The sequence below is a fragment of the Glutamicibacter sp. BW78 genome, assembly GCF_002332245.1.
Classification (GTDB): domain Bacteria; phylum Actinomycetota; class Actinomycetes; order Actinomycetales; family Micrococcaceae; genus Arthrobacter_H; species Arthrobacter_H rhombi_A.
In genome coordinates this window covers 187,371-213,744 of record NZ_NRGU01000032.1, presented here as the reverse complement: position 1 = coordinate 213,744, position 26,374 = coordinate 187,371, and the positions used below count along the sequence as shown (strand labels likewise).

General features: G+C 66.4%; 27 protein-coding genes. 13 read left to right on the top strand and 14 right to left on the bottom strand.

The features are described from left to right. Window positions 1–15 precede the first annotated feature (15 nt). Together CIK75_RS09675 and CIK75_RS09670 are read right to left on the bottom strand one after the other, a co-directional pair. The gene (locus tag CIK75_RS09675; RefSeq protein ID WP_096223951.1) at window positions 16–912 is read right to left on the bottom strand and encodes a hypothetical protein; all 897 of its coding nucleotides are present in this window, start codon (window positions 910–912) and stop codon (window positions 16–18) included. Between the two features lie 120 nt (window positions 913–1,032). Further along, window positions 1,033–2,658: a sialidase family protein gene (locus CIK75_RS09670; RefSeq protein WP_096223949.1), complete on the bottom strand. Its 1,626-nt coding sequence runs from the start codon at window positions 2,656–2,658 to the stop codon at window positions 1,033–1,035. Window positions 2,659–2,780: 122 nt separating this feature from the next. Here CIK75_RS09670 and CIK75_RS09665 point away from each other — a divergent pair, with 122 nt between their 5' ends. Together CIK75_RS09665 and CIK75_RS09660 are read left to right on the top strand one after the other, a co-directional pair. Further along, entirely contained in the window at window positions 2,781–3,218 is a 438-nt protein-coding gene (locus tag CIK75_RS09665; protein WP_143269206.1) for a hypothetical protein, read from the top strand. Then, complete coding sequence (locus CIK75_RS09660) at window positions 3,215–3,661, top strand: hypothetical protein (RefSeq protein WP_143413312.1); 447 nt, start codon at window positions 3,215–3,217, stop codon at window positions 3,659–3,661. Before CIK75_RS09665 ends, CIK75_RS09660 begins: the two co-directional genes overlap by 4 nt. A 12-nt stretch (window positions 3,662–3,673) precedes the next feature. Here CIK75_RS09660 and CIK75_RS09655 read toward each other — a convergent pair whose 3' ends face one another. Beyond that, a complete protein-coding gene (locus CIK75_RS09655; protein ID WP_096223945.1) occupies window positions 3,674–4,339 on the bottom strand; it encodes a transcriptional regulator in 666 nt (221 codons plus the stop codon). A 91-nt stretch (window positions 4,340–4,430) separates the two neighbouring features. On the opposite strand from CIK75_RS09655, the gene CIK75_RS09650 reads away from it, so the two are divergent. Further along, complete coding sequence (locus CIK75_RS09650) at window positions 4,431–4,856, top strand: hypothetical protein (RefSeq protein ID WP_096223943.1); 426 nt, start codon at window positions 4,431–4,433, stop codon at window positions 4,854–4,856. 84 nt (window positions 4,857–4,940) lie between these two features. Here CIK75_RS09650 and CIK75_RS09645 read toward each other — a convergent pair whose 3' ends face one another. Continuing rightward, window positions 4,941–6,752: a gamma-glutamyltransferase gene (locus CIK75_RS09645; protein WP_096223941.1), complete on the bottom strand. Its 1,812-nt coding sequence runs from the start codon at window positions 6,750–6,752 to the stop codon at window positions 4,941–4,943. A 63-nt stretch (window positions 6,753–6,815) separates the two neighbouring features. Between CIK75_RS09645 and CIK75_RS09640 the strand changes: the two genes are divergently transcribed. Continuing rightward, window positions 6,816–7,907, top strand: a complete 1,092-nt coding sequence (locus tag CIK75_RS09640) for an alpha/beta hydrolase (RefSeq protein ID WP_086995955.1) — start codon at window positions 6,816–6,818, stop codon at window positions 7,905–7,907. A 6-nt stretch (window positions 7,908–7,913) separates the two neighbouring features. Here CIK75_RS09640 and CIK75_RS09635 read toward each other — a convergent pair whose 3' ends face one another. Genes CIK75_RS09635 through CIK75_RS09625 form a run of 3 tightly spaced genes read right to left on the bottom strand, consistent with a single transcriptional unit; the run spans window position 7,914 to window position 10,269 of the window. Beyond that, window positions 7,914–8,354, bottom strand: a complete 441-nt coding sequence (locus tag CIK75_RS09635; RefSeq protein WP_143413310.1) for a hypothetical protein — start codon at window positions 8,352–8,354, stop codon at window positions 7,914–7,916. A gap of 48 nt (window positions 8,355–8,402) precedes the next feature. Further along, the gene (locus tag CIK75_RS09630; protein ID WP_096223937.1) at window positions 8,403–9,485 is read right to left on the bottom strand and encodes an NYN domain-containing protein; all 1,083 of its coding nucleotides are present in this window, start codon (window positions 9,483–9,485) and stop codon (window positions 8,403–8,405) included. 46 nt (window positions 9,486–9,531) lie between these two features. After that, a complete protein-coding gene (locus CIK75_RS09625; protein ID WP_096223935.1) occupies window positions 9,532–10,269 on the bottom strand; it encodes a hypothetical protein in 738 nt (245 codons plus the stop codon). 116 nt (window positions 10,270–10,385) lie between these two features. Between CIK75_RS09625 and CIK75_RS09620 the strand changes: the two genes are divergently transcribed. After that, complete coding sequence (locus CIK75_RS09620; RefSeq protein ID WP_241895388.1) at window positions 10,386–11,111, top strand: VOC family protein; 726 nt, start codon at window positions 10,386–10,388, stop codon at window positions 11,109–11,111. Window positions 11,112–11,130: 19 nt separating this feature from the next. Here the strand turns inward: CIK75_RS09620 and CIK75_RS09615 are convergent, their stop codons facing one another. Both CIK75_RS09615 and CIK75_RS09610 read right to left on the bottom strand, forming a co-directional pair. After that, window positions 11,131–11,682: a dihydrofolate reductase family protein gene (locus CIK75_RS09615; RefSeq protein WP_096223931.1), complete on the bottom strand. Its 552-nt coding sequence runs from the start codon at window positions 11,680–11,682 to the stop codon at window positions 11,131–11,133. Between the two features lie 109 nt (window positions 11,683–11,791). After that, window positions 11,792–13,060, bottom strand: a complete 1,269-nt coding sequence (locus CIK75_RS09610; RefSeq protein ID WP_096224056.1) for a glycerophosphodiester phosphodiesterase family protein — start codon at window positions 13,058–13,060, stop codon at window positions 11,792–11,794. Between the two features lie 208 nt (window positions 13,061–13,268). On the opposite strand from CIK75_RS09610, the gene CIK75_RS09605 reads away from it, so the two are divergent. The 3 genes from CIK75_RS09605 to CIK75_RS09595 are packed head-to-tail and all read left to right on the top strand — an operon-like array spanning window position 13,269 to window position 15,852. Further along, complete coding sequence (locus CIK75_RS09605; protein WP_086995938.1) at window positions 13,269–13,475, top strand: hypothetical protein; 207 nt, start codon at window positions 13,269–13,271, stop codon at window positions 13,473–13,475. Between the two features lie 46 nt (window positions 13,476–13,521). Beyond that, a complete protein-coding gene (locus CIK75_RS09600; protein WP_096223930.1) occupies window positions 13,522–14,571 on the top strand; it encodes a glucose 1-dehydrogenase in 1,050 nt (349 codons plus the stop codon). A 36-nt stretch (window positions 14,572–14,607) separates the two neighbouring features. Beyond that, window positions 14,608–15,852, top strand: a complete 1,245-nt coding sequence (locus tag CIK75_RS09595) for an alpha-hydroxy acid oxidase (protein WP_096223929.1) — start codon at window positions 14,608–14,610, stop codon at window positions 15,850–15,852. Here the strand turns inward: CIK75_RS09595 and CIK75_RS09590 are convergent. Both CIK75_RS09590 and CIK75_RS09585 read right to left on the bottom strand, forming a co-directional pair. Further along, window positions 15,836–17,116, bottom strand: coding sequence for a glycoside hydrolase family 3 N-terminal domain-containing protein (locus tag CIK75_RS09590; RefSeq protein ID WP_096223927.1), 1,281 nt, complete (start codon window positions 17,114–17,116; stop codon window positions 15,836–15,838). The genes CIK75_RS09595 and CIK75_RS09590 overlap by 17 nt on opposite strands. Window positions 17,117–17,171: 55 nt before the next feature. Next, entirely contained in the window at window positions 17,172–18,137 is a 966-nt protein-coding gene (locus tag CIK75_RS09585; RefSeq protein WP_096223925.1) for a YafY family protein, read from the bottom strand. 61 nt (window positions 18,138–18,198) lie between these two features. Here CIK75_RS09585 and CIK75_RS09580 point away from each other — a divergent pair, with 61 nt between their 5' ends. Together CIK75_RS09580 and CIK75_RS09575 are read left to right on the top strand one after the other, a co-directional pair. Next, on the top strand, window positions 18,199–18,798 hold the full coding sequence (locus tag CIK75_RS09580) for a DinB family protein (RefSeq protein ID WP_096223923.1): 600 nt from the start codon (window positions 18,199–18,201) through the stop codon (window positions 18,796–18,798). Window positions 18,799–18,809: 11 nt separating this feature from the next. Further along, window positions 18,810–19,451, top strand: a complete 642-nt coding sequence (locus CIK75_RS09575) for a DinB family protein (RefSeq protein WP_096223921.1) — start codon at window positions 18,810–18,812, stop codon at window positions 19,449–19,451. Here the strand turns inward: CIK75_RS09575 and CIK75_RS09570 are convergent. Next, window positions 19,420–20,424, bottom strand: a complete 1,005-nt coding sequence (locus CIK75_RS09570; RefSeq protein WP_241895387.1) for a YdcF family protein — start codon at window positions 20,422–20,424, stop codon at window positions 19,420–19,422. The two genes, CIK75_RS09575 and CIK75_RS09570, sit on opposite strands and share 32 nt — an antisense overlap. Window positions 20,425–20,463: 39 nt before the next feature. Between CIK75_RS09570 and CIK75_RS09565 the strand changes: the two genes are divergently transcribed. After that, the gene (locus CIK75_RS09565; RefSeq protein WP_096223919.1) at window positions 20,464–21,282 is read left to right on the top strand and encodes an MOSC domain-containing protein; all 819 of its coding nucleotides are present in this window, start codon (window positions 20,464–20,466) and stop codon (window positions 21,280–21,282) included. Window positions 21,283–21,348: 66 nt separating this feature from the next. Beyond that, window positions 21,349–22,830, top strand: a complete 1,482-nt coding sequence (locus CIK75_RS09560; protein WP_096223917.1) for an aldehyde dehydrogenase — start codon at window positions 21,349–21,351, stop codon at window positions 22,828–22,830. Here CIK75_RS09560 and CIK75_RS09555 read toward each other — a convergent pair. Together CIK75_RS09555 and CIK75_RS09550 are read right to left on the bottom strand one after the other, a co-directional pair. After that, window positions 22,817–23,149 (bottom strand): DUF202 domain-containing protein, encoded by a 333-nt coding sequence (locus CIK75_RS09555; RefSeq protein ID WP_096223915.1) that lies wholly within the window; start codon window positions 23,147–23,149, stop codon window positions 22,817–22,819. The two genes, CIK75_RS09560 and CIK75_RS09555, sit on opposite strands and share 14 nt — an antisense overlap. Window positions 23,150–23,157: 8 nt before the next feature. Beyond that, window positions 23,158–23,538 (bottom strand): DUF202 domain-containing protein, encoded by a 381-nt coding sequence (locus CIK75_RS09550; RefSeq protein WP_086995914.1) that lies wholly within the window; start codon window positions 23,536–23,538, stop codon window positions 23,158–23,160. A gap of 184 nt (window positions 23,539–23,722) precedes the next feature. On the opposite strand from CIK75_RS09550, the gene CIK75_RS09545 reads away from it, so the two are divergent. After that, window positions 23,723–26,308, top strand: a complete 2,586-nt coding sequence (locus CIK75_RS09545) for an ATP-dependent Clp protease ATP-binding subunit (RefSeq protein WP_096223913.1) — start codon at window positions 23,723–23,725, stop codon at window positions 26,306–26,308. Window positions 26,309–26,374: the final 66 nt, after the last annotated feature.

The window sequence follows — 26,374 nt, the reverse complement described above, 5'->3', positions numbered from 1 at the left end:
GGAGGGTGTCGGCGCCTAGTGACCCGTGGTGTGGGGCAGCGAATCCACAACGTCTGCGTAGGGGAACGACAGGACGGGGCCGGCGGCGAGGGAGTAGGTCACCCCGCCGGCGGTATCGTCGATGAGGACCGCCAGAACGCCCCGTTCGCCGGAGAGCTGCGGTTTCTTCTGGTCGACGACATGACTGAAGATCTCATCGGCCGTGAAGTCGCCGGCGTGGGTGCTGTCCAGGACGCCATCGGGGGGAACGGCCATCGCCGGGAACTCGGCCTCGTAGGTGCCGGTGACGTAGCTTTTGCCTCCCGCATGGTTGACCATCATCGCCTCGGAGAAGTCGATGGTCAGCTTGCTGTCCCCCGATTCCGCGGTGATGCTATTGACCCCGGGTAACGCCGTAGACCCTGGCGCTTTTTCGACGGATTCCGGCGTGATGACCATGCTGACGTCGGAAGTGTGGCCATCGGCGTCGATCGCCTGCCCGGTGAGCGTGAAGGGCGCCCCGTCATACCCTTCGGAGGCCATGGCCACGACCGCCTCCTCCGGGGCGAACTTCGGTGCTTCGCCGTCCCGGCAAGGCTCTGCTCCCTCGCAGAGCCGCGGCAGCTCGGCCACGCCGGGGGTGGCGATCTCCAGTCCCTTCGGCATCTCCTGCCCGGCGTCGAACTCCAGTCGTTCATGATCGTCCACTGCCGCCCCGCCGCTGAGTTCCGCCGGGTTGAACAGGACCGGGACGCCGGCATACATGGTTCCGAGGTTGGCTTCGTATTCCAGCCCCTGCTGGTTCGACGTTGCCGTGGAGGTGGCAGCCGACGATTCGGCCGATGAGGTGCAGCCGCTCAGCCCGACACCCACGAAGAGCGTCGCCGCGGCGCAGACCGCGATCCCTGGCCTCACTGCGTGTTGACCGATCATGAGATGCCTCCCCCCACGGTGCCAGTGGTCCGGCTCGGCGCCTGCGCGACGGGCATTTCCGGCCACGCTACAGCACTCGAAGAGACTTCCACTCGGCTTGTCTATATTGTCGTCCGACCGTTACTGCCCACCGGTTCCCCCGGTTCCGGTCTTCGTGTCCAGGGTGAAGGTCTGCTCGAAGTACTTCCCTCCGGCGGTGACCGCACAGTGCACCACGACGGCTCCGGCTGCCAGATCTGCTGCGCTCACCGTCTGGGTCGGGGTGAAGTACAGCGTCTCGGCGCCCGGCTCCAGTTCAACCGGCGGGAAGCTGCCGGCCACCTCCCCATCGAAGGTCCCGGAGAGTTCGGCGGTCACCGTTTCATCCCGAAGGTTCCTGAACCGCCCGGTGAAGGCCAGGATGTCCCCTGCTTTGACCCCGGGAGCCGGCGGCCCGTAGTTGGCGATCTGGGCCTCGCGGGTCCCCAGGATCTGCCCCTCCTCCGCATAGCCGTGCCCGATTTCCTTCCAGGTGTGCATACCCCACGGCCCCGCCACGGCAGGGATCGAATGCGAGTCCCCGACCGTGACCCATTCGGTGGGCCGCCCGGGGGTGAGGGAACGCAGCACCAGGGTCAGCGCTCCGCCGTCGTCCTCGGTGAAGCTGGCTGCGGCGGCGGCGAGCGCTTCATCACTCAACTGGTCGGCGTCGATGCGGGTGAACACCAGTTCGGTGTAGCCGGAGCGTTCGTAGAAGACCCCCACTGAGCCGTCGCCCAGCACGGCGGCCGTGGAATAGGCCGAACTTCCGGCGCAGAGGGTGCGCACCGGCGACCAGCTGGCCCCGGCGTCGTAGGAGACACTCAGCACGGTCTGCCGGCGCAGTGAGCTGTCCCGATTATTGGTCACCAGCAGGACGGCTTCGCCCTCATCGGTGGTGCGTAGGCGCAGGATGGATCCGTTGTCCCCGGGATCGGGGAGTGCGGGGATCGTTTCCAGCGGCGTGTAGCTGTGGCCGCCGTCGTATGAGATGGCTCCCCTGCGGGCCCCCGGCGCCCTCGAGTTCAGCAGCACGGTGCCGTCGGGCAGACAGACTGTCTTGTTTTCGTTCGCTTCCCCCGGGGCGGGTTCGCCGAGGGTCCACGTGTCTCCGTGGTCGTCGGAGTAGGCGCTGGCCGCACGGATGGCCCCCTGGAACAGCAAGACCATCTGCTGGACGAGTCGGCCGGCATACGGGCCGGCGTCGAGCTGGATCCCGTTTCCGGCGGCGGCGAAGATCCCGGTGATCCCCTCGCGTTTGAGCTCGCCGGTCAGTCGCCGGTGGGACCAGGTGGCACCGTCATCATCCGAGGTGGACAGATCCACCTGCTGGACCTGGTCAACGGGTTCGAGCCCTTCGACGGCTTCGAAGAACCCGGCATGGGTTCCTGCCGCATGGAAGCAGAAGATGCGTCCCGTCTGCCGGTCCACGAGCAAGCTGGGGTCCCCGTACCCTGCCAGGCCTTCCCCGGTACGGATCAGCTGTTGTGGACCCCACGTCTTGCCGTGGTCAAAGCTGCGGCGCAGGAGCAGGTCGATGGTGTTGGGCAGGTCATCGAGATTGGGTCGCCCGTCATAGGCGGCCAGCACCGTTCCCCTGGTGCTCACGGCGAGCGCGGGGATCCGGTACTGCCGGTAGCCGCCGTGACCTCGGGTCGCCAGGACCCGTTCGGTGGATTCGGTGGTGGATGTGGCGGACGGGTCGGCGCCGGGATTCGGTGGAAGCACACCCCAGAACTACACGGTGTGAGGCACAACGGCCAATGATGACCTGCCCCCGGAACAGCTGAGGGTTTTTGCTGGCTTCCCCCCTGCGATACGGTGGGCAAAACCACAACATCGGGGGACGCATGTCACTGAAGACCGGAACGATCTTGCCGCTGATCGCGGTCGGCGCCTTGCTGACCGGCTGCGGCGCGGGGGCAACGGCGCCTGATGACTCAGCGCCGCCGGAGTCCGCCGCCGCATCCTCTTCGGCCGTGGCTTCGGACGACTGTTCCGCGTTGCAGGAGAGATTTATTGCCGGGGATCTGCCGCAGGAATTCTACGACGGGGTGGACCAGGGCGTGCGGGTCGTTGAGACCACCAGCGGGACCATCCTTCAAAACAGCATGCTCGCTTCGGACGCCGCCGACGATCCCGACGCTTCTTCCCCCGCAGCCGAGTACCCCGACCGGGTGGAGCCGAACCCCGAATGGCCGAAGGATTCCGTGGTCTTCGTCGATCCCGCCAGCGGTGACGTCGTGAAGGCCATCGATGTTCCCGATGAGCTGAAGTGCGCCCCGTGACGAGCAGGGGCTTCCCTCTCACCACCATCATTCCGCTTTTTGCTGTCGGCGCTCTCCTGGCCGGCTGCAGTGCGGGGCAAGCCCCGTCGAGCGAGCAGAGCTCGGCAGCAGAGGAAACCCTGTTTCCCATTCCTTCTCCCGTCGGGACGACCTCGGCCGATTGCCCCGAGGCCGCCGCCCGATGGGCCGAGGCGGAGCGCGGGCCCGATTTCTACGACGGACTGCCCGACGATGTCAGGATCATCGAGACCAATAGTGGGACGGTCCTTCACACAGGGCACGCCAGCAACGCACCCCGGGCTTCGGCACCTGCCTCCGCGGCCCCGGACCGGGTGGAACAGGATCCAGCATGGCCACAGGATTCCGTGGTCTTCGTCGACCCCGAAAGTGGTGACGTCCTGCGGACCATCCTCGCCCCGGAGAATTTGTTCTGCGAGCCGTAGGCTTGCTGGCAGCTACTCCGCGGCCAACCTGACGCAGCATCCGCAGGGCGCGCTGGGTTCGACCCGTTCGGTGTGCCGCTCCGAGCCCAGCGTCTCCAATGCCCCGCAGATCAGCTCCTGGTTGATCCCGCACACCGTGTCGGTATGACGGTTGGCCAGGGAATGAAACGGGCAGTTGGTCAGATCCGTGGTGCCGTCCTGGCGATCTTCGGGCCGGTAGCCGTTCGCGGCAAGGAAAGCCTGGACATCCGCTTGGCCGGCCGCCAGCCGGCGCCCCGCCTCGCGGGCAGCTTCGGGTAGATGCTCGTCCATCGACCTACCGTCGAGACGGGAGGCGTCGATGGCTTCGGCCATGATGTCCGCGGCGACGGTGTATTCGCGCTGCGGGACGCTGGCGGAGACCTCGGTCCGGGTCGCGCGGTAGACCTTGGAGGGTCTGCCGGAGCCGGGGCCCGTGGCCCCATTCAACCGACGAAACTCCACCGTGAGCAGCCCTTGTTCGGCGAGGCGATCCAGCTGGAAGGCCGCAGCATGGCGGGCCAGGCCCAGTTCCCGGGCGACCTCGTCGCGCCCCACGGATTCCCGGCTGCGGGACACCAACTCGTAAATCGAAGCCCTTAAGGGGTCCGCGACGGTGGCGATGTCCTGCAGGGAACGATGGCGCGATACGGGTCTCATGACATCAGTCTACTTCTAAAACGAATAAGTATTGATTTAGAGTACCGACGGCTCTAATGTGAGTTATCTCTACTTTAGAAAGGTTCCCGTCATGACCACCCATCTCGCTCCGGAGGGCACCCGGCAACAAAGCCGTGCCACGCATCAGGCCTTCCTCCTGCTGCGGACCATCTTCACCATCGCGCCGATCATCTTCGGTATCGACAAGTTCACCAACGTGCTCACCGATTGGACGCATTACCTGGCCCCGATCGCCACCGACATCGTCCCGGTCAGCCCGGAAGTCTTCATGTACGGGGTCGGCATCGTGGAGATCGCCGCAGGCATTCTGGTCGCGCTGCGGCCACACATCGGTTCGCTGGTCATCGTCGCCTGGCTCGCCGGCATCATCGTGAACCTCCTCCTGCTCCCCGGGTTCTTCGATGTGGGGCTGCGGGACTTCGGCCTTCTGGTGGCAGCCTTGGCACTGAACCGGCTGGCCAGTAGCGAGGCCGTGACACCTCCGCAGAAGGCGTAGCGTCCACACCGGCGCGGGACCCGGCTCCACGGCGGGAACCGCGCTGATCGCCGTCCGGGAAAGGGAGCGACCTGAACGGGAAGGTCAGCGTCCCGCGGCGTAGCCCTGCGCCCCGCGGGGATTCGCCGCCGCCGAAAGTTGACCGGTCGCCGGATCCCGGACGACGGCGGACAGCCGCCCCAGCGCCCAGTCGCCGGCCCGGGTCACCCGATGGCCACGGGCTTCAAGCCCGGCGATGACCGCCTCGCCCAGACGATCCTCCACCACGGCCCCACCAGGAGCCCAGGTCCGCGGCCAGAAGGAGCCGGGGATCGAGGTGGTGTGCAGTGCCGGGGCGTCGATGGCCTGCTGCGGGGTATACCCGCCGACGATGGTGCGCAGCAGGTAGAGCAGCTGCCATTGGTCCTGCTGATCCCCTCCCGGCGAGCCCACTGCCGCCACGGGCTGGCCGCCCTTCAGCACCAGCGTGGGGGTCAACGTGGTGCGCGGTCGCTTCCCCGGGGTGAGCGTGGAGGGGGACCCCTGCTGGAGCCACGTCATCTGTAACCGGGTGCCCAGGCAGAACCCCAGCGCCGGGATGGTCGGCGAGGATTGCAGCCACCCACCCGAGGGCGTGGCCGAGACCATGTTCCCCCACCGGTCCACCACATCCAGATGACAGGTGTCCCCGCGGGTTTCCCCGCTGGGACGGACCGTCGGTTCCCCGACCCCGGCGAAACCGGTCTTGGCGCCGTCGGCCCGGGCCGGGGACGGCTCCTCGGTGCGCAGTTCGGGGACGAACGGCTGGCGGCCCGGGACGGTCCCGGGCCGGAAATCATGGCTCGCCCGTTCGGTGATCAAATTGCGCCGCTCGGCTGCATATCCGGCACCCAGCAGGTACTCCAGCGGGACATCGGTGTCCCCGAAATAGGCTTCCCGGTCCGCCATCGCCAGCTTCAGGGCCTCCAGGATGGTGTGGGCGCCGAGTTCGGTGGACGGGTCCAGGTATTCGTCGTCGTACCCCTCGAGGATGGCCAGGGCCAGCAGCAGTGCCGGCCCTTGGCCCCAGGGGCCGGTCTTGGCGATGGTGTGCCCGCGAAAGATGACGGTGGCCGCCGGTTCGTAGCTGGCCCTGAAACCGGTGACGTCGGCGGCTGCCATGACCCCTGCATGGTCGGTTCCCGAGGAATGCCGGTGTGGGGTCGAGAGGAAGGCCTCGGCCTCCGCCCCGACGGTGCGCGCCCATAACTCGCGGGCCGCATCGATGCCCGCGGCCCGGTCCGCCCCGGCCGCCGCTTCCCGCCCCAGACCTTCGAGCAGCGACGCGTAGGTCGGGTTATACAGCAGCGACCCTTCGGCGGGCAGTTTTCCGTCAGGTAGCCAGCGCTCGGCCGAACTGGGCCACTGCTGGGAGAACAGATCGGCGACCGTGGCGATGGTGTCGCGGACCCGAGGCAGGATCCGGTGCCCGCCCCGTGCATAGTCGATGGCATAGGCCAGCACGTCGGCCAGGTTCCAGCTCCCGTGGTCGCGCAGCAGCAACAGCCAGGCATCCACCGCACCGGGAACCGCTGCCGCCAAGGCCCCGGCCCCGGGCACCATGTCCAGGCCCTGTCCCCGATAGTGTTCCACGGTGGCCGCCGCCGGCGCCGGCCCCTGGCCCATCAGGACCACTGGCTCATCCGGCCGTTCGGCGGTGGCGAAGACGGCGGTCATATCGCCGCCGGGGCCGTTCAAATGCGGTTCAACGACGTGGAGCACGAAGCCGGCGGCCACCGCGGCGTCGAAGGCATTGCCGCCGCGTTCGAGGACCGATTGGGCGCAGGCCGCCGCCAGCCAGTGCGTCGCGGCGCTCATGCCGAAGCTGCCGTGGAGGGTCGGGCGGGTGGTGAAGGATTCCGGTGCGGTGTAGGTCACACCCCTACTCTAGGTTCCCTGCCGCGGCAGGAGGGCGGCATCGAAGCGTTGTAGGCTGCGAACATGACGACGTGGGTTCCCGATGTGTTGGGCACGGGGTTTGAGCAGCTCACCCTGGACCTGCCATCGGGCGAGGTGGCCACCCTGGTCAGGTACGACGGCGGCATCCAGGATTGGAATGTCCCGGAACTGGCGGGGGTCGACGTTTTATATCTCCACGGCTGGTCCGACTATTTCTTCCAACGTGAGCTCGCGGAGTTCTGGCATCGTGCCGGGGCACGCTTCTTCGCCGTCGACCTGCGCCACTACGGGCGCAGCCTCCGCCCGGGATCGACTCCGGGATTCATCACCAGACTCGACGAGTACGACGAGGAGATCACCGCGGCACTGGCCGCCATGGGCCGCGATTCGGCGTCCACGACCCCCTTGTTGTTGATGGGGCATTCCACCGGCGGTCTGACGGCCACACTGTGGGCCGCCCGCCATCCGCAGCAGGTCGACGCCCTGGTCCTGAACTCCCCGTGGCTGGAGTTCCAGGGGCGGGATATCGGCCGGGCGATGATGGCCCCGCTGATGCATGCCGGGTCCTGGCTACGCCCGGCGGCCTCGCTGCCGACCATCGACCCGGGCATCTACACCCGGGCCGTCTCGAGCCGGTTCGACGGCGAATGGGACTACGACCTGGCCTGGCGACCCGAACGCGGATTCCGGCTGACCCGCTCCTTCCTCAACGCCGTCTTTGAAGGACAGGCCACCGTCGCCCGCGGGCTGGACCTGGAGATTCCGGTCCTGGTGATGCTCTCCTCCCGAAGCTATCTGCAGCCACGCTGGTCCGTCGAGGCCACCACCGCCGATGTCGCCCTGAATGTCGACGTCGTGGCCGAACGGGCTTCCTCGCTGGGAAGCGATGTCACCATCCGGCGGATCCAGGACGGGTTCCACGACATCTTCCTGTCCCCCGCTCCGGTCCGCGCCCCGGCGTATGGGCTCATGGGTGGTTGGGCGCAGGACGCGCTGGACAGCACGACCAATGAGTTGTGGGCTGCCCGTATCCGCGGGGTCGAGGAACCGCCCGCCCTGCAACGTTCGGCGTGGAAGAACTTCGTCGCAGGTATCCGCGAACTCGTGCACGATGCCGGCAACGGGCGGCGCTGAGACGCCTCAACCGTGCTGCTGTGAGATCCCTTCGGGATCCGCTGCTTCGGGCCAGAAGCGGCCCCCGGAAAAAGCCATTGACACGGCCCCGATCGCCAGGGGAATGAAGGGCGTGGCCAGGCTACTCTCCTGCACGCCGGGCGACCACACCCACACGACGACGGCCACTACGGCGCCGGCCAGCGCGAAGTTCACGAGACGGGGCACCGGCCTCGGGGCGAGTGCGAACGCCGTGAAGGTGGAGGTCAGCAGGATCCACGCCAGAATCAGCCAATTTTTGGCCGCCTCCTCGGGGGCTCCGGCCATGGACCAGACGACTCCGCCGGAGATGAGCATCATCACCGCCGCATACATGCTTGCTGGCCGGTTGCTACTGATCCACGAGGCCCCGGTCTGCTGTCGGGGCTCCGTTGTGTCAGCCGTCGGAGCGCCATCATCTTCACTCATACTGTCGACCCTACTAGTGGGCCAGTAAAAGGTTAACCGTCGGGCGGGTCAGGTCAGTTCGTCGAGCCGGTCCCAGAAAGAGGCGCGCAAGGCCCGACGCACCACCTGGATATCGGTTTTCCATTCACCGATCTGCTGGGCACAATCCTTGAGCAGCACCCGGTCGATCTCGGGCGGCAGTAACGGTCGGTCAGCTTGCAGTTCGGTGAGTTCGCGCTGGGTGGTATTCACAAACCAGTTGTCCGCCACGCTCGCTCCAACCTCGCCGACGGCCCGCAATAACGCGCTATCGCTGGCTTCGGAGGCTCCACCCGTGGCGAGGGCTGAGTTTTCCTTGCTTGAGGAGTGGACCAGCTGTGGTCCGGCCGATGGCACGTACGGAAGCTGCCCGGTGTTCGTGGGGATGCGCACCGGGGATGGGCCGGGCACCGGTCGTTGCGGACGCGCCGGGGTCTCTTCGGGCCTGGCCGTCGTCACCGGCAGGGTTTCCTCCGGGCCCGGAATCGTGGCACCCGCCGCACCTTCCGGCGTCGTCCCGGAGGTGGCATGGACTCCCGGGCCGGGCATCGACCCCTGAGTGACCGTCCGGGTGAACGTCTGGTGGAGCAGCTCGGCGGGAAGCTCGGTGATGCCGTCCACGCACAGGGCCAAATGTTCGGCCACCGAGGCCAGACCGATGCGGGTCTCTGGTTGGCGCAAACCGATGAGTTTGACCTGCACCCCCAGATCCTGGGCTTCCTCGACGGCCTCGGCCAGGTCGTCGTCCCCGGAGACGAGGTAGACCACCGAGACGGCTCCGCTGCGGGCCAGTCCCACGAGGTCCAGCGCCAGACGCAGATCCACGCCCTTCTGCTCACCGCTATAGGAGATGCGGCCCAACCGTACTTTGACGCCGTCGACCATGCCGATGCGTTTATGGTGGTCGGTGAAGAGCCCATCGCGGGAGGCGTCATACCAATAGGTGCGCAGCACCGGCAGGGAGCTGTCTTCCCGCGCAATGGCGGCAATGCCTTCGACGAGCCGTTCGTAATCCACTCGGAAGGCCGAACGGAGCGACGTACCCACCGTATGCTGCCCGCCGATGGCCAAGAGGAACCCGGCATCCACGAAGATTGCGCTCTGAGTCGTCATGGACCACATCCTACGGGCAGCGGCTGGGGCTCCTCGGCCGGGCAGCTCAGGCGAGGGCTGCCAAGAGCAATGCGTTCCCGAGCCCATCCCAGCGGCCGGTGAGCTGACCTTCGTGCCCGTCATCGTCTGAAGCGACCTGAGGTGTGCGGTAGACGGCCAGCGCAGGACCATCGGTGGTGATCGTGGTGACGGGTCCCATCCCTGGTTCTTCCGCGATGGAAGGAGCAGCCGTCGTGATGGCCGGGGCGGTTGCCGAGTGATCCCCAAACCCGTGGACGACGACGGTGTTGGGCTGGAGCACCAAGGTTCCGTCGATATCGCGGAACTGGTCAGCGCCGGCCTGCCCGCGCACGATGGTCCAAGCCAGCGCCGCAGCATAGACCGGGTCTCCGGTGGCGTCGTAGATCCAGCGATGCCCGAGCACCGAATGCTCCATTTCCCCGGCCAGATGCTCCTCGGCCCCAGCCACGGCGGCATCACGGTAGGTCAACGGGACGTGCAGGACCGTGCCGTCGGAGCGTTGGACCAGATGGGTTTCGATGCCGATTTTTTCGTCGGGGTCATCGAACCGGTAGGCGCCGATCATCTCGATGGAATCGCCTGCTGCAACTCCCGACCACGATTGGCGGGCAAGCCAGGCGGTGACGATTTCTTGTTTTGAGGGGGTGAGCTCAGCACGGTAGAGGATGGCCATGGCTTCACCGTAGGCCAGAACCCTGCCCGTGGCGAACAGTCTGCCACCCCCGCCGGGGATGACGCGGAGGACGGGAACCCCCGGACCCATGGGCGCGACCGGCCTCCCGGGCATAGACTCACCGCACGGTTCCATCCGCGCCATCCTAGGAGGTCGTCATGCCCATGCCCGTCCCCCGCCCCGGTGCCCCCTGTTGGATCGATCTGATGTCTTCACAACCCGAGCGCGCCCGCAGGTTCTATGCGGCAATTTTCGGATGGACCTACGACACCGCCGACCCGGCACAGGCCGGCCACTACTTCACCGCCTTCAAGGACGGGCTACCGGTCGCCGGGATCGTCGGCAACGACGGCGAGGCGGGTTTACCCGATACGTGGAGCACCTACCTGCGCGTGGAAGACATCGAGGCCACGCTCGCCGTCGCCGTCAGCCTGGGCGGTCGGGTCCTTGCTCCAACCACGGAGATCATTCCGCGGGGCCGGGTGGCCCTCGTCAAGGATCCCGCGGGGGCTTCGGTGGGCCTCTGGGAGATCGACGAGCACCGGGGATTCCGTCTGCACGGGGCACCGGGCGCCCCCTACTGGCATGAACTTCATGCCCGCAATTATGCGCAGGCCGTGGAATTTTACCGCCAGGTTTTCGGCTGGGAGACCACCGTCGTTTCCGCAACCGATGACTTCCACTACACGACCCTGGGTCAGGGACCGCAGGCCACCGCGGGGATCCTCGATGCGACCGCCCACCTACCCACGGGCCACCCCGCAGCATGGCGGGTCTACTTTCAGGTCGTGGACGCCGAGGCGACGATCGCCGAAGCGCTGGGCCTGGGGGCCAGTGTGATTGACTCGCCCTCGGACACCCCTTTCGGCAGGGTTGCCGCCCTATCGGATCCAACAGGTGCCCTTTTCAAGATCGCACAACCGTTACCGTGAAGCCGGCAGCCCCGGCCCCTCAGTCACTATGCCGGCCATAGCTGAGCAACATATTGCCCTTGCTGGTTTGCCGGGAATCTTGCAGCACCAACCGGGTCACCGGGTCGCTGGGTTCGAACAGGTGCTTCCCGGCTCCGGCGATCACCGGGTGGACCATCAACAGCAGGGAATCCAGCAGGCCGGCGAACAAGAGTTGGCGTACCACCGAAATGCTGCCGCAGACCGAAATGTCCCCGCCGTCGGATTGGCGTAGTTCGCGGACGAAGTCCTCCAAGGGGCGCTGGATCAACGTCGAGTTCTGCCAGGCGAGCTCCCCGGTGAGCGTGCGGGAGGCCACGAACTTCTCGACGGGATTGATGAAGGCGGCGAATGGGTCGTCCTTCCCCGCATTCGGCCAGTACCCGGCCCACTCCTGGTAGCTGCGCCGCCCCAGCAGAACGGTGTCCGACTGTTCCATCATGGAGGTCATCCCGGCACCAAGCTCCTCGTCGAAGCTGTCGAACTGCCAGAGGTTGGGCGCTTCGACCACCCCGTCGACCGATTGGAACAGTCCCACCTTGACCTCGCGCATGCTGCCTCCGTCATCAGATCCTGCTGTCCGCCGTACCTGCTCGATCATCTGCCGCCCACCGGCGGTCGTCAAGAGGTCATGTACGGGCGGTCGCTTGCTCTCATGGTGTTCAGTTGGCAAAAACGTCGTGCAGTCGTCCCCGCTGATCCCAGAGGGCCACCGAGTCGCCGTCGTTATTCAGGATCGCTGACGTGCCGCCGTTGAAGTAGGCGGTGGCGGTGTTGTTCCCGGGGCCCGTATGGACGCGCAGCTCTCCGCCGGGAGCGATCCGGTAGCCGGCACCGACCGTCAGGGTGTTGTTCGCCGCGTCACGCAGCACCAGCCCGGTGACGTCGATGGTCCGTGCCGAGGTATTGCGAACGACGGCATATTCCCCGGCCCCGAATTCGATGTCGTTGCCGGGCGGGTTATTGACCATCTCGGCGATCTCCAGGCCACGAGCCCGGGGGAATGGATTCCTGCCGGCCTGTAATCGCACGCTTTGCTGGGGGAAGTCCCCGGTGACCATATCCACTCCCAGATCGACGGCGGCATCGATGGCCTCAGGTGAGTTCGCCGTGTAGACCCCGAGGCCGAGTCCCGCTGCGTGGACTTTGCCGACCCCTTCGGAGGTCAGCGTGCGGTAGTTGGTGCCCACCGAATCGGCGAAGGTCGACCAATCGGCCAGGGTCCGTGCCGTTGGCACGGAGCCGACCAGCTGCTGCAACGGAATACGTGGTGCCAGGGTAGCGAACCGGCGATTGGAGGAAGCATCGAATCCCAGCACGTTGACCTTCCCGGCGTTCACCAGCCGTCTCCAGGCGGGGTCCTCGGCCAGCTTCGTGGCCACGACGTTCTCGATTCCGGGGGAGTTCTGCGGGGACTTGATCTCCAGGTACACCCCCGTTCTGCGGTTCGCAGTGCGGGCAATGTCATCCAGATGGGGGATCCGTGCCCCGGCGAACCGGCGATCGAAGGAGGAACCGGCGTCCAGACGTCGCAGCTCTGCCCAGCTGAAGGAAGTAATCGGGTCCTTCTCCCGGCCGGGAAAAACCTCCTCGACGTTGGTCGTCCGTGCCGGGGTGTTGTCATGGAAGAGGAACGGCACCCCATCGGCACTGAGCTGGACATCCGTTTCGATGAAATCGACGCCGGCTGCCCTTCCTGCCCTGAACGCGGCCACCGTGTTTTCCGGTGCCACCCCGGCAGCTCCACGGTGTCCGATCAGCAGCGGGTCAGCGGACGGCGGCTTTGCTTTCATGGCCTCCGGTGCCACGGCGGGTGCCGGGGCGGCAGCGGCAGGGACTACTGCGGTGGGGATCACCAGAACGGCGACGAGGAGGATAAGAACTGTCAGCGGTCGGCGGGGTTTCGGAGTGGACGTGCGGCGAAATGCCATGCGATTCGGTTCCTTCGGCGCTCGGGGTGCGGGTGCTCCACGTCCATGCTGCCCACCCCGGACGACGGCTGAATCAACGGGTGGTGAACCGGGTATGAAGGTCCCGGCAATCGCGGCGAAGGGGATCCGTCGATCCTCTGGTTTCCGGGGATATTCGGCGTATCCTGAAAGAACCAGCAGCATCTGCCGGGTTGACGAGGAGGTCATCATGAGCCTGTTCAGAAGGCATCGGATCCACGAGAAGATCGTTGCGCCCGCAGCACATGCAGCCCTGGCCGCAGCGGATCAGGTACCTGTTCCACCGATCTATAAATATCGGATCAACGAGGAGCTGGCCACCAAGATCGCCCTGAAGGCGTATGGGGCCGGAAGCGACGGCAAACCAAATATTCCGCGGATGCCCCTCAGCGGCTAACCAGCCCCGCCACCACCGCCCCGCGCCACCCACCCAAGGAGTGTTCATGAAGGCCCTCACCGTCACGCCGGGAAGCAAGGATTCGCTGACCCTGCAGGAGGTGGGGCCCCCCGAACCATCCGAAGGCAGCGTCCTGGTCGATGCCCTGGCCATCGGGCTGTGCGGGACGGACCGGGAGATCATCAACGCCGAGTACGGCACCGCCCCGGAGGGCCGGGACGTGCTGGTGATCGGGCATGAGAATCTTGGGCGAGTCAGCCAGGCACCCCAGGAGTCGGGATTCTCCGCTGGAGATCTGGTGGTCGGCATTGTCCGCCGGCCCGACCCGGTCCCCTGCGGTGCGTGTGCCGCCGGTGAATGGGATATGTGCCTGAATGGGAAGTACACCGAGCATGGCATCGCTTCCCTGGATGGTTTCGGCCGCGAACAGTGGCGCGAGGATCCGGGACATCTGGTTAAACTCGATACCTCCCTGGCCGACGTCGGTGTCCTACTGGAACCGACGACCATCGTGGCCAAGGCCTGGGATCAGGTCGAACGCATTGGGGCCCGCGCGTTCTTCGCCCCGCGGGTCGTGGCGATCACCGGTGCCGGTCCGGTCGGTTTGCTCGCCGCACTCTTGGGGGTGCAACGCGGCTACGAGGTCCACGTTTACGATGTCGTCACCGACGGGCCGAAACCCCAACTGGTGGCCGATCTAGGGGCCCATTTCCACACCGACTCCTTGCCGGATTCCGGCCTCGAACCGGACATCATCATCGAATGCACCGGGGTGGCGCCGGTGATCGTGGACGCGATCGCCAATAACGGCAAGAACGCCATCGTCTGCCTGACGGGGGTTTCGAGCCCGGGAGGCAAGACGACGCTGGACGTCGGGACGATGAACCGCACTGCGGTGTTGGAAAACGACGTCGTCTTCGGTTCCGTCAACGCCAACCGTCGACACTACGAGCAAGGTGCCGAAGCCCTGGCGAAGGCAGACCCCTCATGGTTGGGGCGGCTCATCAGCCGACGCCACCCCATGGAAGACTATGCCGAGGCCTTCACACACCGCGACGGCGACGTGAAGGTCGTCATCGACATCGCCACATCTTGACCGTAGAGAACATTCGGCCCGGCCCCGAAGGGACCCATGCAACGCAATTTCCCTCAGCTCTCCGAGCTGCGCCCGCTCCTGCAGTTCGAACGCCCGAGCCTGGACTTCCGGGCCAACCGGCTGGCCCAGGCGGCCGACCTGTGGGACCTGCGCCGGATCGCCCGCCGACGGACCCCCAAACCCGCTTTTGACTACGTGGACGGCGGTGCCGGAAACGAGGAGACGCTCCGCCGCAACCGGCAGGCCTTCTCCGAGGTGGAGTTCCTCCCGGGCATCCTCGGCGGACACCCCACAGTCGATCTGTCCACGACGATTGCCGGGGCCCGGTCCGCGCTGCCGGTGGGCATCGCCCCGACGGGCTTCACCCGGTTCATGCACTCCGAAGGTGAGGAAGCAGGGGTCGGCGCCGCCGTCGACACCGGCATCCCCTACACCCTCTCGACGATGGGCACGCGGTCCATCGAGGAGGTCGCCGCCTTCCAACCGGCAGCCCGGCGCTGGTTCCAGCTCTACCTCTGGAACGACCACGAGGCATCGCTCGATCTGGTCAATCGGGCAGCAGCCGCCGGCTATGACACCCTGATGGTCACCGTGGACACCGCCATTGCCGGTCAACGCCTGCGCGATGTCCGCAACGGCATGACCATCCCTCCGAAGTTGAACCTCAAGACGGTCCTCGACGCCTCCTACCGTCCCGAGTGGTGGTTCAACTTCCTGACCACCGACTCGCTGAAGTTCGCCTCGCTCAGCGGCACCTCGCATTCACTGCCCGAGCTGATCAACTCGATGTTCGACCCGACCCTGTCGCTGCAGGACCTCAGGTGGTTGCGTTCGGTGTGGCCGGGCCAACTCTTCGTCAAGGGGGTGCTCACCGCCGAAGATGCCCGCAAGGCGTTGGAATCCGGCGCCGACGGCCTGGTGGTCTCCAACCATGGTGGTCGTCAGCTCGACCGCGCCCCGGCGAGCCTGCAGGCGCTGCGCGAGGTCCGCGACGCCGTGGGCCCCGATATCGAACTCATCCTCGATTCGGGCATCATGTCCGGCGGGGATATCGCCGCCGCACTCTGCGCCGGTGCCGACTTCACCCTGATCGGTCGTGCCTATATGTATGGGCTGATGGCCGGTGGCCGGGCCGGGGTGCAACGGGCGCTGGATATCCTGGCCGAGGAGCTGCGGGTGGTCACCACGTTGCTGGGTGTTTCCTCGGTGGCCGAACTGGGCCCGCAGCATGCACGGATGCACTGGCGTGGCCCGCAGGCCAGGCCTATAGCCCGTCCTTGACCTTCAGGACGAGTAAGGCTGCCGCGTCGATTTTGGCCTTGAACCCCGGGTCCGCCTTCGCCTCGGCGACGAGACCAGCGGTGATGGGTCCGATGGCGTCCTGGTTCACGCAGAGCATCATGGTGCCTCCTGCGTCGAAGAACTTCTTGGCCCGGGTGGCATATTTCCAGTCACGGAACTGAGTGGCATCGCACATATCGTCGGAAATGACGATCCCGTCGAATCCCTGGTCCTCGCGCAGCATCCCGTTGATGACGGTATCGGAGAAGGCTGCCGGGTTCTTCGCATCGATCCGGGAGTAGTAGGCGCTGGAGAGCATGATGAAGTCCGCCCCGTCGTCGATCCCCGCTTGGAAGGGTTCAAGGGATTCGTCGTCGCGGGTCGTCACCGTGTCGGTGACCCCATGGGACACGTCGGTGTTCTGGCCGACCCGCCCCAACCCGGGGTAATGCTTCATCACCGGGCTGACCCCTGCAGAGTCCATGCCCGCAGCAAAGGCCGAGGATCCGGCCTGCGCACTGCCCGGGGTCTTCCCGTATTCCCTGCCGAACGCACCGATCGGTGCGTTGGCCGCACCGATGGAGGACGGCACGGTATCGGCGACCGGCGCGAGGTTGACGTTGATACCTGATTCCGCCAGTTCCTTGCCCCAGCCGGTGGCCCGGCGTTCCAGGGTCTTCGGGTCCCAGGAGCCTTGGGTGAGACCGGCGGGGATGGTGGAATAGCCGGGACCTTTCAGGACCTGGACCTTGCCGCCTTCCTGGTCGGTGGAGATGAACTGTCCCACACCGCCGGTGGTCTTCTGCGTGACGGTGTCTTCGATCTTCTGCACTGCGGCGGCGGTTCCCTGCAGTCCGACGGCGCTGCGGCCCTTGAGGAAGACGTTGCCCACGTGGTTCTTCTGCACGATGCCCAGGTCCGCGGCGGTGGCCCCCGCGGCCGGGACCCCCATCATGAGGACCTGTCCCACGCGTTGTTCCAGGCTCAGGGTGTCGAGGCGTTTCTGCGCCGCGGTTTCTGCCGCGGGCGTCTCGGGAGGGGACGACGGCGATGCCGAACCCGCTGAGGACTGCGCGGATCCCTCCGAGCCCGGGGCCGACGTCGATTCCGGAGAACCGGTTCCTTCCGAGCTGGCACCGGATGAAGCAGCACCGGCGGACCCGCTGGAGGCGGGCCCTGGTTCCGGCGTCGTGCAGGCGGCCAGCGGAAGGGCGGCGCAGATCAACGCGGCGGTGGCCACGTTCCTCAAATGTTTTTTCATCATGCCCTTTCGGCGGGTTCGCAGGCAGACCTGACGCTCCAGTGTAGTGGGGGTCCCATCAGCCACCAGCCAGGCGATTCAGCCGGTCCCCGAGTTCCCCCAGCGCAGCTTTAAGTCCTGCCGGTTCCAGCACCGTGGCCTCGAAGCCAAGCAGGGCGACGTGGACGGCGATCAGTTCCCACGAGTTGCCACCCGCGGTCAAGAGGCAGGCGTCTTCGCCATCGGGTTCCACGGCGGCCACATTCGGCGGGATCGAGGCGCGCACGGCTGCCGCGGGGGCGGCGATTCTGAAGCGGGCGATATGGGCGTAGGGGTTCTGTGAGATCGCCCGCTGGACGAACTGGACGGCGTCCGGGGCACTGCGGCGAATGAACCGCCAGCCCGTGCGGTGCACCGCAACGATGCGGTCCAACCTGAAGGTCCGCCAATCATCACGGTCCAGGTCGAAGGCCATGAGATACCAACGTCGTCCGGCGGACACCAGACGATAGGGTTCCACGCGTCGCTGAACCCCGGGCCCTTCGACGCCCGCTTTCAGGTAATCGAAGGTGGCCTGCTCGGGGGTGCGGATCGCATGGGCCAACTCCAGCAGCAAAGCGATGGGCACCGGCCCCTCGCCTCCACGGGTGCCATCGAGGGATACCGTGGCCCCCGCCACCGCTTCGACCGAACCACGCAACCGGGAGGGAAGCATCTGGTCCAGCTTCGAGAGGGCCCGCAACGCCGGCTCCCCCACCCCGGCGATCGATCCCCCGGCAGCCACCCGCAGACTGACAGCGACGGCCACAGCCTCCCCATCGTCGAGCAATAGCGGTGGCAGTTCTCTCCCGGCACCGAGCTGGTAGCCGCCGCCGACTCCCTGGGTGGCCCGTACCGGGTAGCCGAGGCCACGTAGGCGTTCGACGTCACGCCGCACCGACCGCGTGGTCACCGCCAGCTCAGCGGCCAGCTCGGTACCGGTCCAGACCGGGCGCGACTGCAGCAGACCGAGCAGGCGCAGCACGCGTTCGAGGGTTTCGCTCATGACCCCAGTCTCCCACCTATAGCGGACAGAAACAGTCCTATAGCTGCAGCACACTGATGAGATGACCACGCAAACGGAAGACAGAACAGCACCAACAGAGTGGAACCGGCGCCTCAGGGAACAACTGAGATGGCATTGGGAGAACCAGCTCCGTCCACGTTTGGAGGGGCTCACCGATCAGGAGTATCTCAGCGAACCCGTGGCCGATTGCTGGACCGTCAGGCCCCGCGGCGAAGCTGGCCCCGCCTACGCAGGCGCCGTCACCGCCGGTTCGGGGGACTTCGTCATCGACTTCGCCTTCCCGATGCCCGAACCGGCACCCTTCACCTCCATCGCCTGGCGGCTGTCCCATGTGATCGTGGGGGTTCTGGGACAACGCAATGCCGATCACTTCGCCGGCCCCGCATGCAGCTATCAAACACACGCCTATGCCGGTACCGCCGCCGAAGCCCTGGAACAGCTCGACGCCGCCTCCTCTCGCTGGATGGCCGGCGTCGCCTCACTGGACGAGAGCGGCCTCGAAGGCCCCTGCGGGGAGTCCGAGGGCCCCTTCGCGCAGGCGCCGATGGCCGATCTGGTCCTACACATCCACCGCGAAATCATTCACCACGGTGCCGAGATCGCCCTACTGCGCGACCTGTATCTGCCGCGTCACCACTAAAAGGAGAGACCATGCCCGCCATGCCCGGCCCCGTCGCCGACGAAAAGTCCCTGCTGCTCGCCTTCTTGGACCAGCAGCGCACGAACCTGCGCACCATCGCCCACGGGCTGACCGAGGCCCAGGCCCGTTCCACGCCGAGCGCCTCGGCCTTGTCCATCGGGGCGCTGATCAAACACGTGAACACCTGCGAGGCCAGCTGGATGAGCAGGGTCGCCGCTGCGCCCCACCCGCCGGCCGGGGACGCCGTCCCCTTCGGCGAGGCCGTCGCGCGCTACGCGGACCAGTACACGGTGACCGATGCCGAAACCCTGCACACACTGCTCGCGGAACTGGAGGCCCAGGAGCACGAAACGACGCGGATCGTGCAGGCCGCCGACCTCGATGCAGCGGTCCCTGTGCCCCGCAACGCCCCGTGGTTCCCCCGCGATATCGATGCCTGGTCCATCCGCTGGGTCCTGGGGCACCTGATCGAGGAGATCGCCCGGCACTGCGGGCATGCGGACATCATCCGTGAGTCCATCGATGGGGCCACCTGGTTCGAGTTGATGGCCGCCGCGGACGGCTGGAAGGAAACGGAATGGCTGAAGCCCTGGACTCCGCCGGCCGGCCGGGCCCCCGGGGCTATTGCCCCGCCAGCACGCCCAGGACGATGAAACCGGAAATGGCGAAGAACGGCAGGCACAACACCGCATTGAGGACGCGATGTTCGTTGATGATGGCCACGAATTCCCGCAGGAAGGCGCTGGGGACGTAGTAGCGGGCGGTCGGGGAACCGACCACCTGGGCATCGACGTCGTATTTGCGGGCCAACAGGGCTGCCCGCAGCACATGGTAGTTATTGGTCACCACCAGCAACGGTCCGGGGCGCCCTGCCGCATTCTGGACCTCGCGGGAGAGGCGCAGATTCTCCCGGGTCGTCTTCGCCTGGTTCTCCGGTGCCACGTCGGCAGCAGGGATTCCGGCGTCGTACAGGTATTCGGCCATCCCCTCCCCTTCGGGCCGCGACTCGTCGTGGCCTTGGCCGCCGGAGGGAATCAGCAATGGTTTCGGGTCCGGTGCCTGCCGGTGGAGTTCGATGGCCTGGTCCAGCCGACTGGCCAATAGCGGGGGAACCTTCCCGTCGATCAACCGCGAACCCAGGATCGTGATGGCTTCGGGGTGGATATCGTGTTCCATGCGGCCGTAGGCCACGGCGTAGGCGAGGAAGATGACGAAGACGACTCCGAGATAGCCGCAGAGGAAGAAGAGCAAAAACGCTAGTCCCACCAGCAGTGGCTGGAGCGTGAAGACCAGCAGCAGGGCGAGTACCGGCAGCACCAACATCGCGATGCCCAGCACCAGGGTCAGCAGGTTCCCCAGCCGGCGGCCTTCGCTGCGCATCATGGTCAGCCCGTTGGCGATGAGGAATCCAGCCAGGACGATCACCGCCAGGGGAACCAGGGCCAGGATGCCCACGGTGATGTCGTCGAAGACCGGGGACCAGTTGCTCAACAGCGCCGTGGCCCCGGTGAGGGCAAACCAGCAGGCAGCCACCAGGACGACGCCGTTGCGCAGCATGCGCCGGTCCTTATGGCGCAGCCAGAAGTAGAGCAGGCCCAACAGTGCGGCAATGATCAGGAAACTCACCCGGCCAGATTAGCAAGGCATCACCTCTAGACTGGAGCCGTGCAGCAGAGTCCGAAATCCCCGCCGGGCGGTACCGGCGCCTCCATCGCCGCCCTCTACCACTATCCGGTCAAGGGCCTGTCCCCGCAGCCGCTCACCGAGGTCGGGCTCCGTCCCGGGCAGGGTTTCCCCGACGACCGGATCTACGCGCTCGCCCGGGCGGCAGGCAAGTACGTCCCGAACACAGCGCAGAATCTGGGCAAACGTAATTTTCATGTTCTGGCTCGCGATTTTGCCTTGGCTGGATTGCGCAGCCATTACGACTCCTCGACGCGGACGATCACCCTCGCTCGCCCGCAGCGCGACGGCGGAGAGGTGGTACACGCCGACCTGTCCACCCCTGCCGGCCGCGACCGGCTGGCGTCGACGGTGGCCGAATTGCTGGGTCTGGCCTGGGACGATGTGCCGGTTGTCGCCCACGAACCCGGGCGGTGTTTCCCCGATCTGTTGTCCAAGGGTGATGAGGAAGCCCAAGCCGTGTCGATCATCAATCTGGCCTCCGTCCGGGAACTGTCCCGGATCGCCGGCACCGAGGTGAATCCCCTGCGGTTCCGTGCCAATATCTACCTCGATGGCCTGCCTCCCTGGGCCGAACGGCAGCTGCAGGGCGGTTTCCTGCGGGCCGGGGGTGCCCGGCTCGAGGTCTTCCAAGAGATCGGCAGATGCCCGGCCACCGAAGTGGACCCCGTGAGCTCGCGGCGGGATCTGCCGGTCCTGCAATTACTCCACGATGCCTTCGGGCACACGAATATGGGCGTCTACGCCCAGGTGCGCACCGCGGGAACCCTCACGGAAGGCACCGCCGTCGTTCCGGAATAACCATGGTCGGGGCCGGGGTGTCGGGGCTACGATCAAGGCACGTCGACCATCCGGATGGAGGCAGAAATGACCGACCCCTCCACCGGACCCCTGCGCACGGGGGCCTATATCGACGGCAGGTTCCGCCCTGCCGCCGACGGGGCCACGTTCACGTCCCGCTCCCCCGCCACCGGCCGCCCGATTGCCGAGGTCACGGCCTGCGGCCCCGCGGATGTCGATGCCGCCGTGTCCAGTGCCCGCACCGCCTTCGATTCGGGGGTCTGGTCCGAGGCCGAGCCCGCCGAACGTCAACAGGTGCTGCTGCGTCTGGCCGATCTCATCGAGGCAGCCACCACCGAATTGGCCGGGCTGGAATCCTTGGATGCTGGCCGGCCGCTGGCCGATTGCCATGAATTCGACCTTCCGGACACCATTGGCACCATCCGCTGGTATGCCGAAGCCATCGACAAGGTCTTCGGCAAGGTCGCACCCACCGGCCCCGGCGCGCTCGGGCTCATCGTCCGCGAGCCCATCGGCGTCGTCGGGGCGGTCCTGCCCTGGAATTTTCCGGCAGCCATGCTCGCCTGGAAAATGGCCCCTGCCTTGGCTGCAGGGAACTCTCTGGTGGTCAAACCCCCTGAACTGGCCTCCTTATCCACCTTGCGGATTGCCGAACTGGCCACCGAGGCGGGCATCCCCGATGGGGTGTTCAACGTGGCACCGGGCCTCGGGCACATTGCCGGGAAGGCCCTGGGCCTGCACCCGGACGTCGATATGATCACGTTCACCGGTTCCACCGAGGTGGGTCGGCAGTTCCTGCGGTATGCCGCCGATAGCAACCTGAAGAACATCACCCTGGAATGTGGTGGAAAGTCACCGCAGATCGTACTGGCAGATAATGCTGATAGGTTGCCGCAGGTGGCCGCCAATCTGGCGGAGGCGGCGTTCTGGGCTTCGGGGCAGAACTGTTCGGCGGGCTCACGCATCCTGGTGCATGAATCGCTGCGGGCTGACTTCGTGGCGGAACTGGCCCGGCAAGCCGAGCAGCGGACCGTCGGGGATCCCGCAGAGCCCGAGACGATTCTCGGCCCGCTGATCGAGGCCGAGGCGTTGGCCCGGGTCCTGCGGTTCATCGATGAAGCCCAAGCGGCCGGGGCACGGATCGTCACCGGAGGACGAGCCCTCTTCGAAGACAGCGGCGGCTGGTTTATCGCCCCGACCGTCATCGACCAGGTCACCGCCGCGATGCCGATCGCCCGCCAGGAGGTCTTCGGTCCCGTCGTCGCGGTGATCGGGTTTCACGACGAGGACGAAGCGTTGGCCCTGGCCAACGACACGACCTACGGTTTGGCCGCGACCATCTGGTCCCACGATATCGATCGGGCGATCCGGCTGGCCCGCGGGGTACGGGCAGGAACCGTGGCCATTAACGGCTACAGCGAAGGCAACATCACCACCCCGTTCGGCGGCTACCGGAGCTCGGGTTTCGGGGGGCGTGACAACGGTTTGGAAGCGCTGGAACAGTACACCCAGCTCAAGACGATCTGGTTGACCGTCAGGTCGCCGTAACCACGATCAAGGCCAGGACCCCCAGGATCATGACCGCACCGGCGGTCCAGAAGATGGCGGCCACATCGGCCTCCAGACGGCCTTCGGCGATCCCCCGGGTGCGGGTGGAGTAGCGGCGGCGCTGCGTCGCGTAGATGGACAGGGCCCCGAGGCCCCCCACGGCCACCAGGATCAGAATCGACGGCCCGTAGTGGTGCATCCAGCGCAGGAACACGGCGCTGACCACGAACAGCGACAGGGTGGTCCTGCCCCAGGACATGACGGTGCGTTCGGGCTGCAGCCCCGGGTCCTGGTGTCCGCGCGTGATGGGGATGGTCATCGACGGGCCTATCCCGAGACCGCGAGGACGACGACGATGACCGCAGCGGCCAGGGCCCCGCCGATCCCCAGCAGCGGCACGATCGCCGGGAACGGCAGCGGACGGTGGTTGCGCATGCTCGACTCGATCCGCAGCCAGCGGAACACCGCACCGGCGCTGATCAGCAGGCCCAGGCAGATGACGAGGATCGAGATGGCCTTGCGCAGGTCGGTGGGGAAAGCGTCGAAGGCGAAGGCCTCCAGGGCTATGCCGCCGGCCAGGAAGGCCAGCGAGGTGCGGATCCAGGCCAGGAAGGTGCGCTCATTGGCCAGTGTGAAGCGCGGATCCGGTTCGTTGCCGCTGGGTAGCGCCTTGCGTGCCAGCCATCCTCGTTCGTCTGGTTCGGCCACCGTTCTCCTCCCGCTGTCAACCCAGCCGGAACCGGCTGCTCTCGCTGGAAATCCTACCGGTCTCCGCGGAACCGGCCGTGCGGAAACCGCTGCGGGAATAACCACGAAGGCAAGACGTTAACTTGAGTGACATACACTCAGGTCTATACTTGAGCGTAAGACACTCAAGTTACTTGGAGGGAAAATGCCAGCGTTCTTCGGACCCACAGGATCGGGAAGCGGCTCATTTGATGACTTTTTGGCCCGCTATCTGCAGGGCCAGCGAGCCGCAGCCGCGGGTCGCCCCATCGACATCACCCGTCTACTGAGCCGGCGCACGCACGAACTCCTCGGGCAGGCAGCCGCCTTCGCGGCCGAGCACGGTCATGCCGAGGTTGACGCCCTGCACCTGTTGCGGGTCCTCGTCTCCCAGGACGGACCAGCCGCCCAGCTACGCGCGGGAGGTATCGACGTGGAGGCTATCGCCCGGAACGCGGAGCAGCGTCTACCCCAGTCCTCCCACCAGATCACCGGTGGTGCCCCGGCATTGACGGCCTCGACCCAGCGAGCCCTCCTTGATGCCCGCCAGGTGGCTCGCGCCTTCGGCTCGACCTACATCGACCCCGAACATCTCTTCGTGGCCTTCGTCCTGAACCAGGACTCCCCCGCCGGGCAGGTCCTCGCCGCTTCCGGGGTGACCCCCGAAGCGCTGCAGAATATTGGGGCGGCAGCCCAGCAGGCTCCCTCGGAGACGCAAAACGGCGCCCCGCAGGCCGGGGCCCCGAGGGATTCGCAGACCCCGATGCTCGATACCTACGGTACGGATCTGACCGCCTTGGCCCACGAAGAGAAGCTGGACCCGGTCATCGGACGCCAGCAGGAGATTGAGCAGACCATCGAGATCCTGGCACGCCGTACCAAGAACAACCCGGTGCTCATCGGTGAGGCCGGCGTCGGGAAGACTGCCGTCGTCGAGGGTCTGGCCCAGGCCATCGTCGCCGATTCCGTCCCCGCCCAGCTGCACGGCAAACACGTGATCTCGCTGGATTTGCCGGGGATGCTCGCCGGCACCCGCTACCGGGGTGACTTCGAGGAACGCCTGACCAAGACCATGGACGAAATCGCCGCCGGCGACGGTGAGTACATCGTCTTCATCGACGAGCTGCATAATGTGGTCGGTGCCGGCGGCTCCGGCGAAGGCGGGATGGACGCCGGAAACATCCTCAAGCCGCGGTTGGCTCGTGGGGAATTGCGACTCATCGGCGCCACCACATTGGCCGAGTACCGGACCGTGGAAAAGGACCCGGCGCTGGAACGTCGTTTCCAGCCCGTCACGGTCGGCGAACCCTCGCCGGAAGATTCCGTCAAAATCCTCGCCGGGCTGGTCGACCGCTACGCCGAACACCACCAGGTGACCTATACCGAAGGTGCCCTGCGGGCCGCCGTCGACCTCTCATCGCGTTATCTCACCGACCGTTTCCTGCCCGATAAGGCGATCGATCTGATCGACCAGGCGGGGGCGCGGCTGAGTCTGCGTCGCGGCCCCGCCGTTGACCTGGAGTCGCTGCGCACCGAGCTGGACACCTTGCGCGAACGCAAGAACGACGCCGTCAGTACCGAACGCTTCGAGGAGGCCGGGTGGCTGCGCGACGAGATCACCGCACTCAGTGAACACCTCGACGAGCTGACCTCCGGGGCGCCATCCGGCGGACCTTCCGAAGACGCCTCCGCCAACGTGGTGGACGAGGAGCAGATCGCCCAGATCATCTCCCGGGCCACCGGCATCCCCGCGACCCGGCTGACCGAGGGCGATCGGGCCCGGTTGGCGAAGCTCGAGGAGGAACTGCATGACCGAGTCATCGGACAGGACGATGCGGTGAGCGTGATCGCCAAATCCGTGCGGCGTCACCGGACGGGCATGGGCGATGCTTCCCGCCCCGTGGGCAGCTTCATGTTCCTGGGGCCCACCGGTGTCGGCAAGACCGAGCTGGCCAAGTCACTGGCCGAGTCGTTGTTTGGCCGCGAGGACGCCCTACTACGTTTCGATATGAGCGAATTTGGTGAACGTCATACCGTCTCGCGGCTGGTCGGGGCCCCTCCGGGCTACGTCGGTTACGGTGAGGCCGGCCAGTTGACCGAGCGGGTGCGCCGCAACCCCTACTCGGTGCTGCTGCTCGATGAGATCGAAAAGGCCCACCCCGACGTGTTCAACCTGCTGCTGCAAGTGCTCGACGACGGCCGGCTCACCGATGGTCAGGGCCGCACCGTGGACTTCCGCAACACCGTGGTCATCATGACCTCCAACCTGGGCTCCGAGTTCCTGGCCAGCAAGACCGGCGCCCTGGGCTTCAACGCCTCAGCGGGTGAAGGTGCCAGCGGCTTCGGTTCCGAGAAGGCGCTGCGCGATCGGGTCATGGGACGGCTGCGCGAGACGATGCGGCCGGAGTTCCTGAACCGTATCGACGAGATCGTGTTGTTCCGCAAACTTGACCAGGAGCAGCTGCGCTCGATTGTGTCCATCCAATTGCGCACGACCGAAGCCCGGCTCCAGGCCCAAGGCATTGGCCTGGACGTCCAGGATGCGGCGGTTGATTGGATCGCCGAGCACGGGTACGAGCCGGAGTATGGTGCCCGCCCGCTCCGTCGGGTGATTCAGCGCGAGGTGGACGACGCGATCGCTGACCTGTTGGTTGTCGAAGCGCTCCAAGAGGGCGGCACGGTCACCCTCTCGGTCGATGATGGCGAACTACGCGTGAGCACTTCTGCCACCCGGGAGGCCCTGGCCGCCTAGGTAGCTCCGTCCCGGATCTCCGAGCAGCGGAGACGCCTCCGGACCATGGACGTCATGGTCCGGAGG

Bases quoted from the DNA above. Each gene is read 5' to 3' on its own strand.
- CIK75_RS09640 (WP_086995955.1), top strand. From the start codon at position 6,816: ATGACGACGTGGGTTCCCGATGTGTTGGGCACGGGGTTTGAGCAGCTC.
- CIK75_RS09605 (WP_086995938.1), top strand. From the start codon at position 13,269: ATGAGCCTGTTCAGAAGGCATCGGATCCACGAGAAGATCGTTGCGCCC.
- CIK75_RS09590 (WP_096223927.1), bottom strand. From the start codon at position 17,116: ATGATGAAAAAACATTTGAGGAACGTGGCCACCGCCGCGTTGATCTGC.
- CIK75_RS09595 (WP_096223929.1), top strand. From the start codon at position 14,608: ATGCAACGCAATTTCCCTCAGCTCTCCGAGCTGCGCCCGCTCCTGCAG.
- CIK75_RS09585 (WP_096223925.1), bottom strand. From the start codon at position 18,137: ATGAGCGAAACCCTCGAACGCGTGCTGCGCCTGCTCGGTCTGCTGCAG.
- CIK75_RS09580 (WP_096223923.1), top strand. From the start codon at position 18,199: ATGACCACGCAAACGGAAGACAGAACAGCACCAACAGAGTGGAACCGG.
- CIK75_RS09630 (WP_096223937.1), bottom strand. From the start codon at position 9,485: ATGACGACTCAGAGCGCAATCTTCGTGGATGCCGGGTTCCTCTTGGCC.
- CIK75_RS09665 (WP_143269206.1), top strand. From the start codon at position 2,781: ATGTCACTGAAGACCGGAACGATCTTGCCGCTGATCGCGGTCGGCGCC.
- CIK75_RS09675 (WP_096223951.1), bottom strand. From the start codon at position 912: ATGATCGGTCAACACGCAGTGAGGCCAGGGATCGCGGTCTGCGCCGCG.
- CIK75_RS09600 (WP_096223930.1), top strand. From the start codon at position 13,522: ATGAAGGCCCTCACCGTCACGCCGGGAAGCAAGGATTCGCTGACCCTG.
- CIK75_RS09560 (WP_096223917.1), top strand. From the start codon at position 21,349: ATGACCGACCCCTCCACCGGACCCCTGCGCACGGGGGCCTATATCGAC.
- CIK75_RS09615 (WP_096223931.1), bottom strand. From the start codon at position 11,682: ATGCGCGAGGTCAAGGTGGGACTGTTCCAATCGGTCGACGGGGTGGTC.
- CIK75_RS09555 (WP_096223915.1), bottom strand. From the start codon at position 23,149: ATGACCATCCCCATCACGCGCGGACACCAGGACCCGGGGCTGCAGCCC.
- CIK75_RS09625 (WP_096223935.1), bottom strand. From the start codon at position 10,269: ATGGGTCCGGGGGTTCCCGTCCTCCGCGTCATCCCCGGCGGGGGTGGC.
- CIK75_RS09655 (WP_096223945.1), bottom strand. From the start codon at position 4,339: ATGAGACCCGTATCGCGCCATCGTTCCCTGCAGGACATCGCCACCGTC.
- CIK75_RS09545 (WP_096223913.1), top strand. From the start codon at position 23,723: ATGCCAGCGTTCTTCGGACCCACAGGATCGGGAAGCGGCTCATTTGAT.
- CIK75_RS09575 (WP_096223921.1), top strand. From the start codon at position 18,810: ATGCCCGCCATGCCCGGCCCCGTCGCCGACGAAAAGTCCCTGCTGCTC.
- CIK75_RS09610 (WP_096224056.1), bottom strand. From the start codon at position 13,060: ATGGCATTTCGCCGCACGTCCACTCCGAAACCCCGCCGACCGCTGACA.
- CIK75_RS09635 (WP_143413310.1), bottom strand. From the start codon at position 8,354: ATGAGTGAAGATGATGGCGCTCCGACGGCTGACACAACGGAGCCCCGA.
- CIK75_RS09650 (WP_096223943.1), top strand. From the start codon at position 4,431: ATGACCACCCATCTCGCTCCGGAGGGCACCCGGCAACAAAGCCGTGCC.
- CIK75_RS09620 (WP_241895388.1), top strand. From the start codon at position 10,386: ATGTCTTCACAACCCGAGCGCGCCCGCAGGTTCTATGCGGCAATTTTC.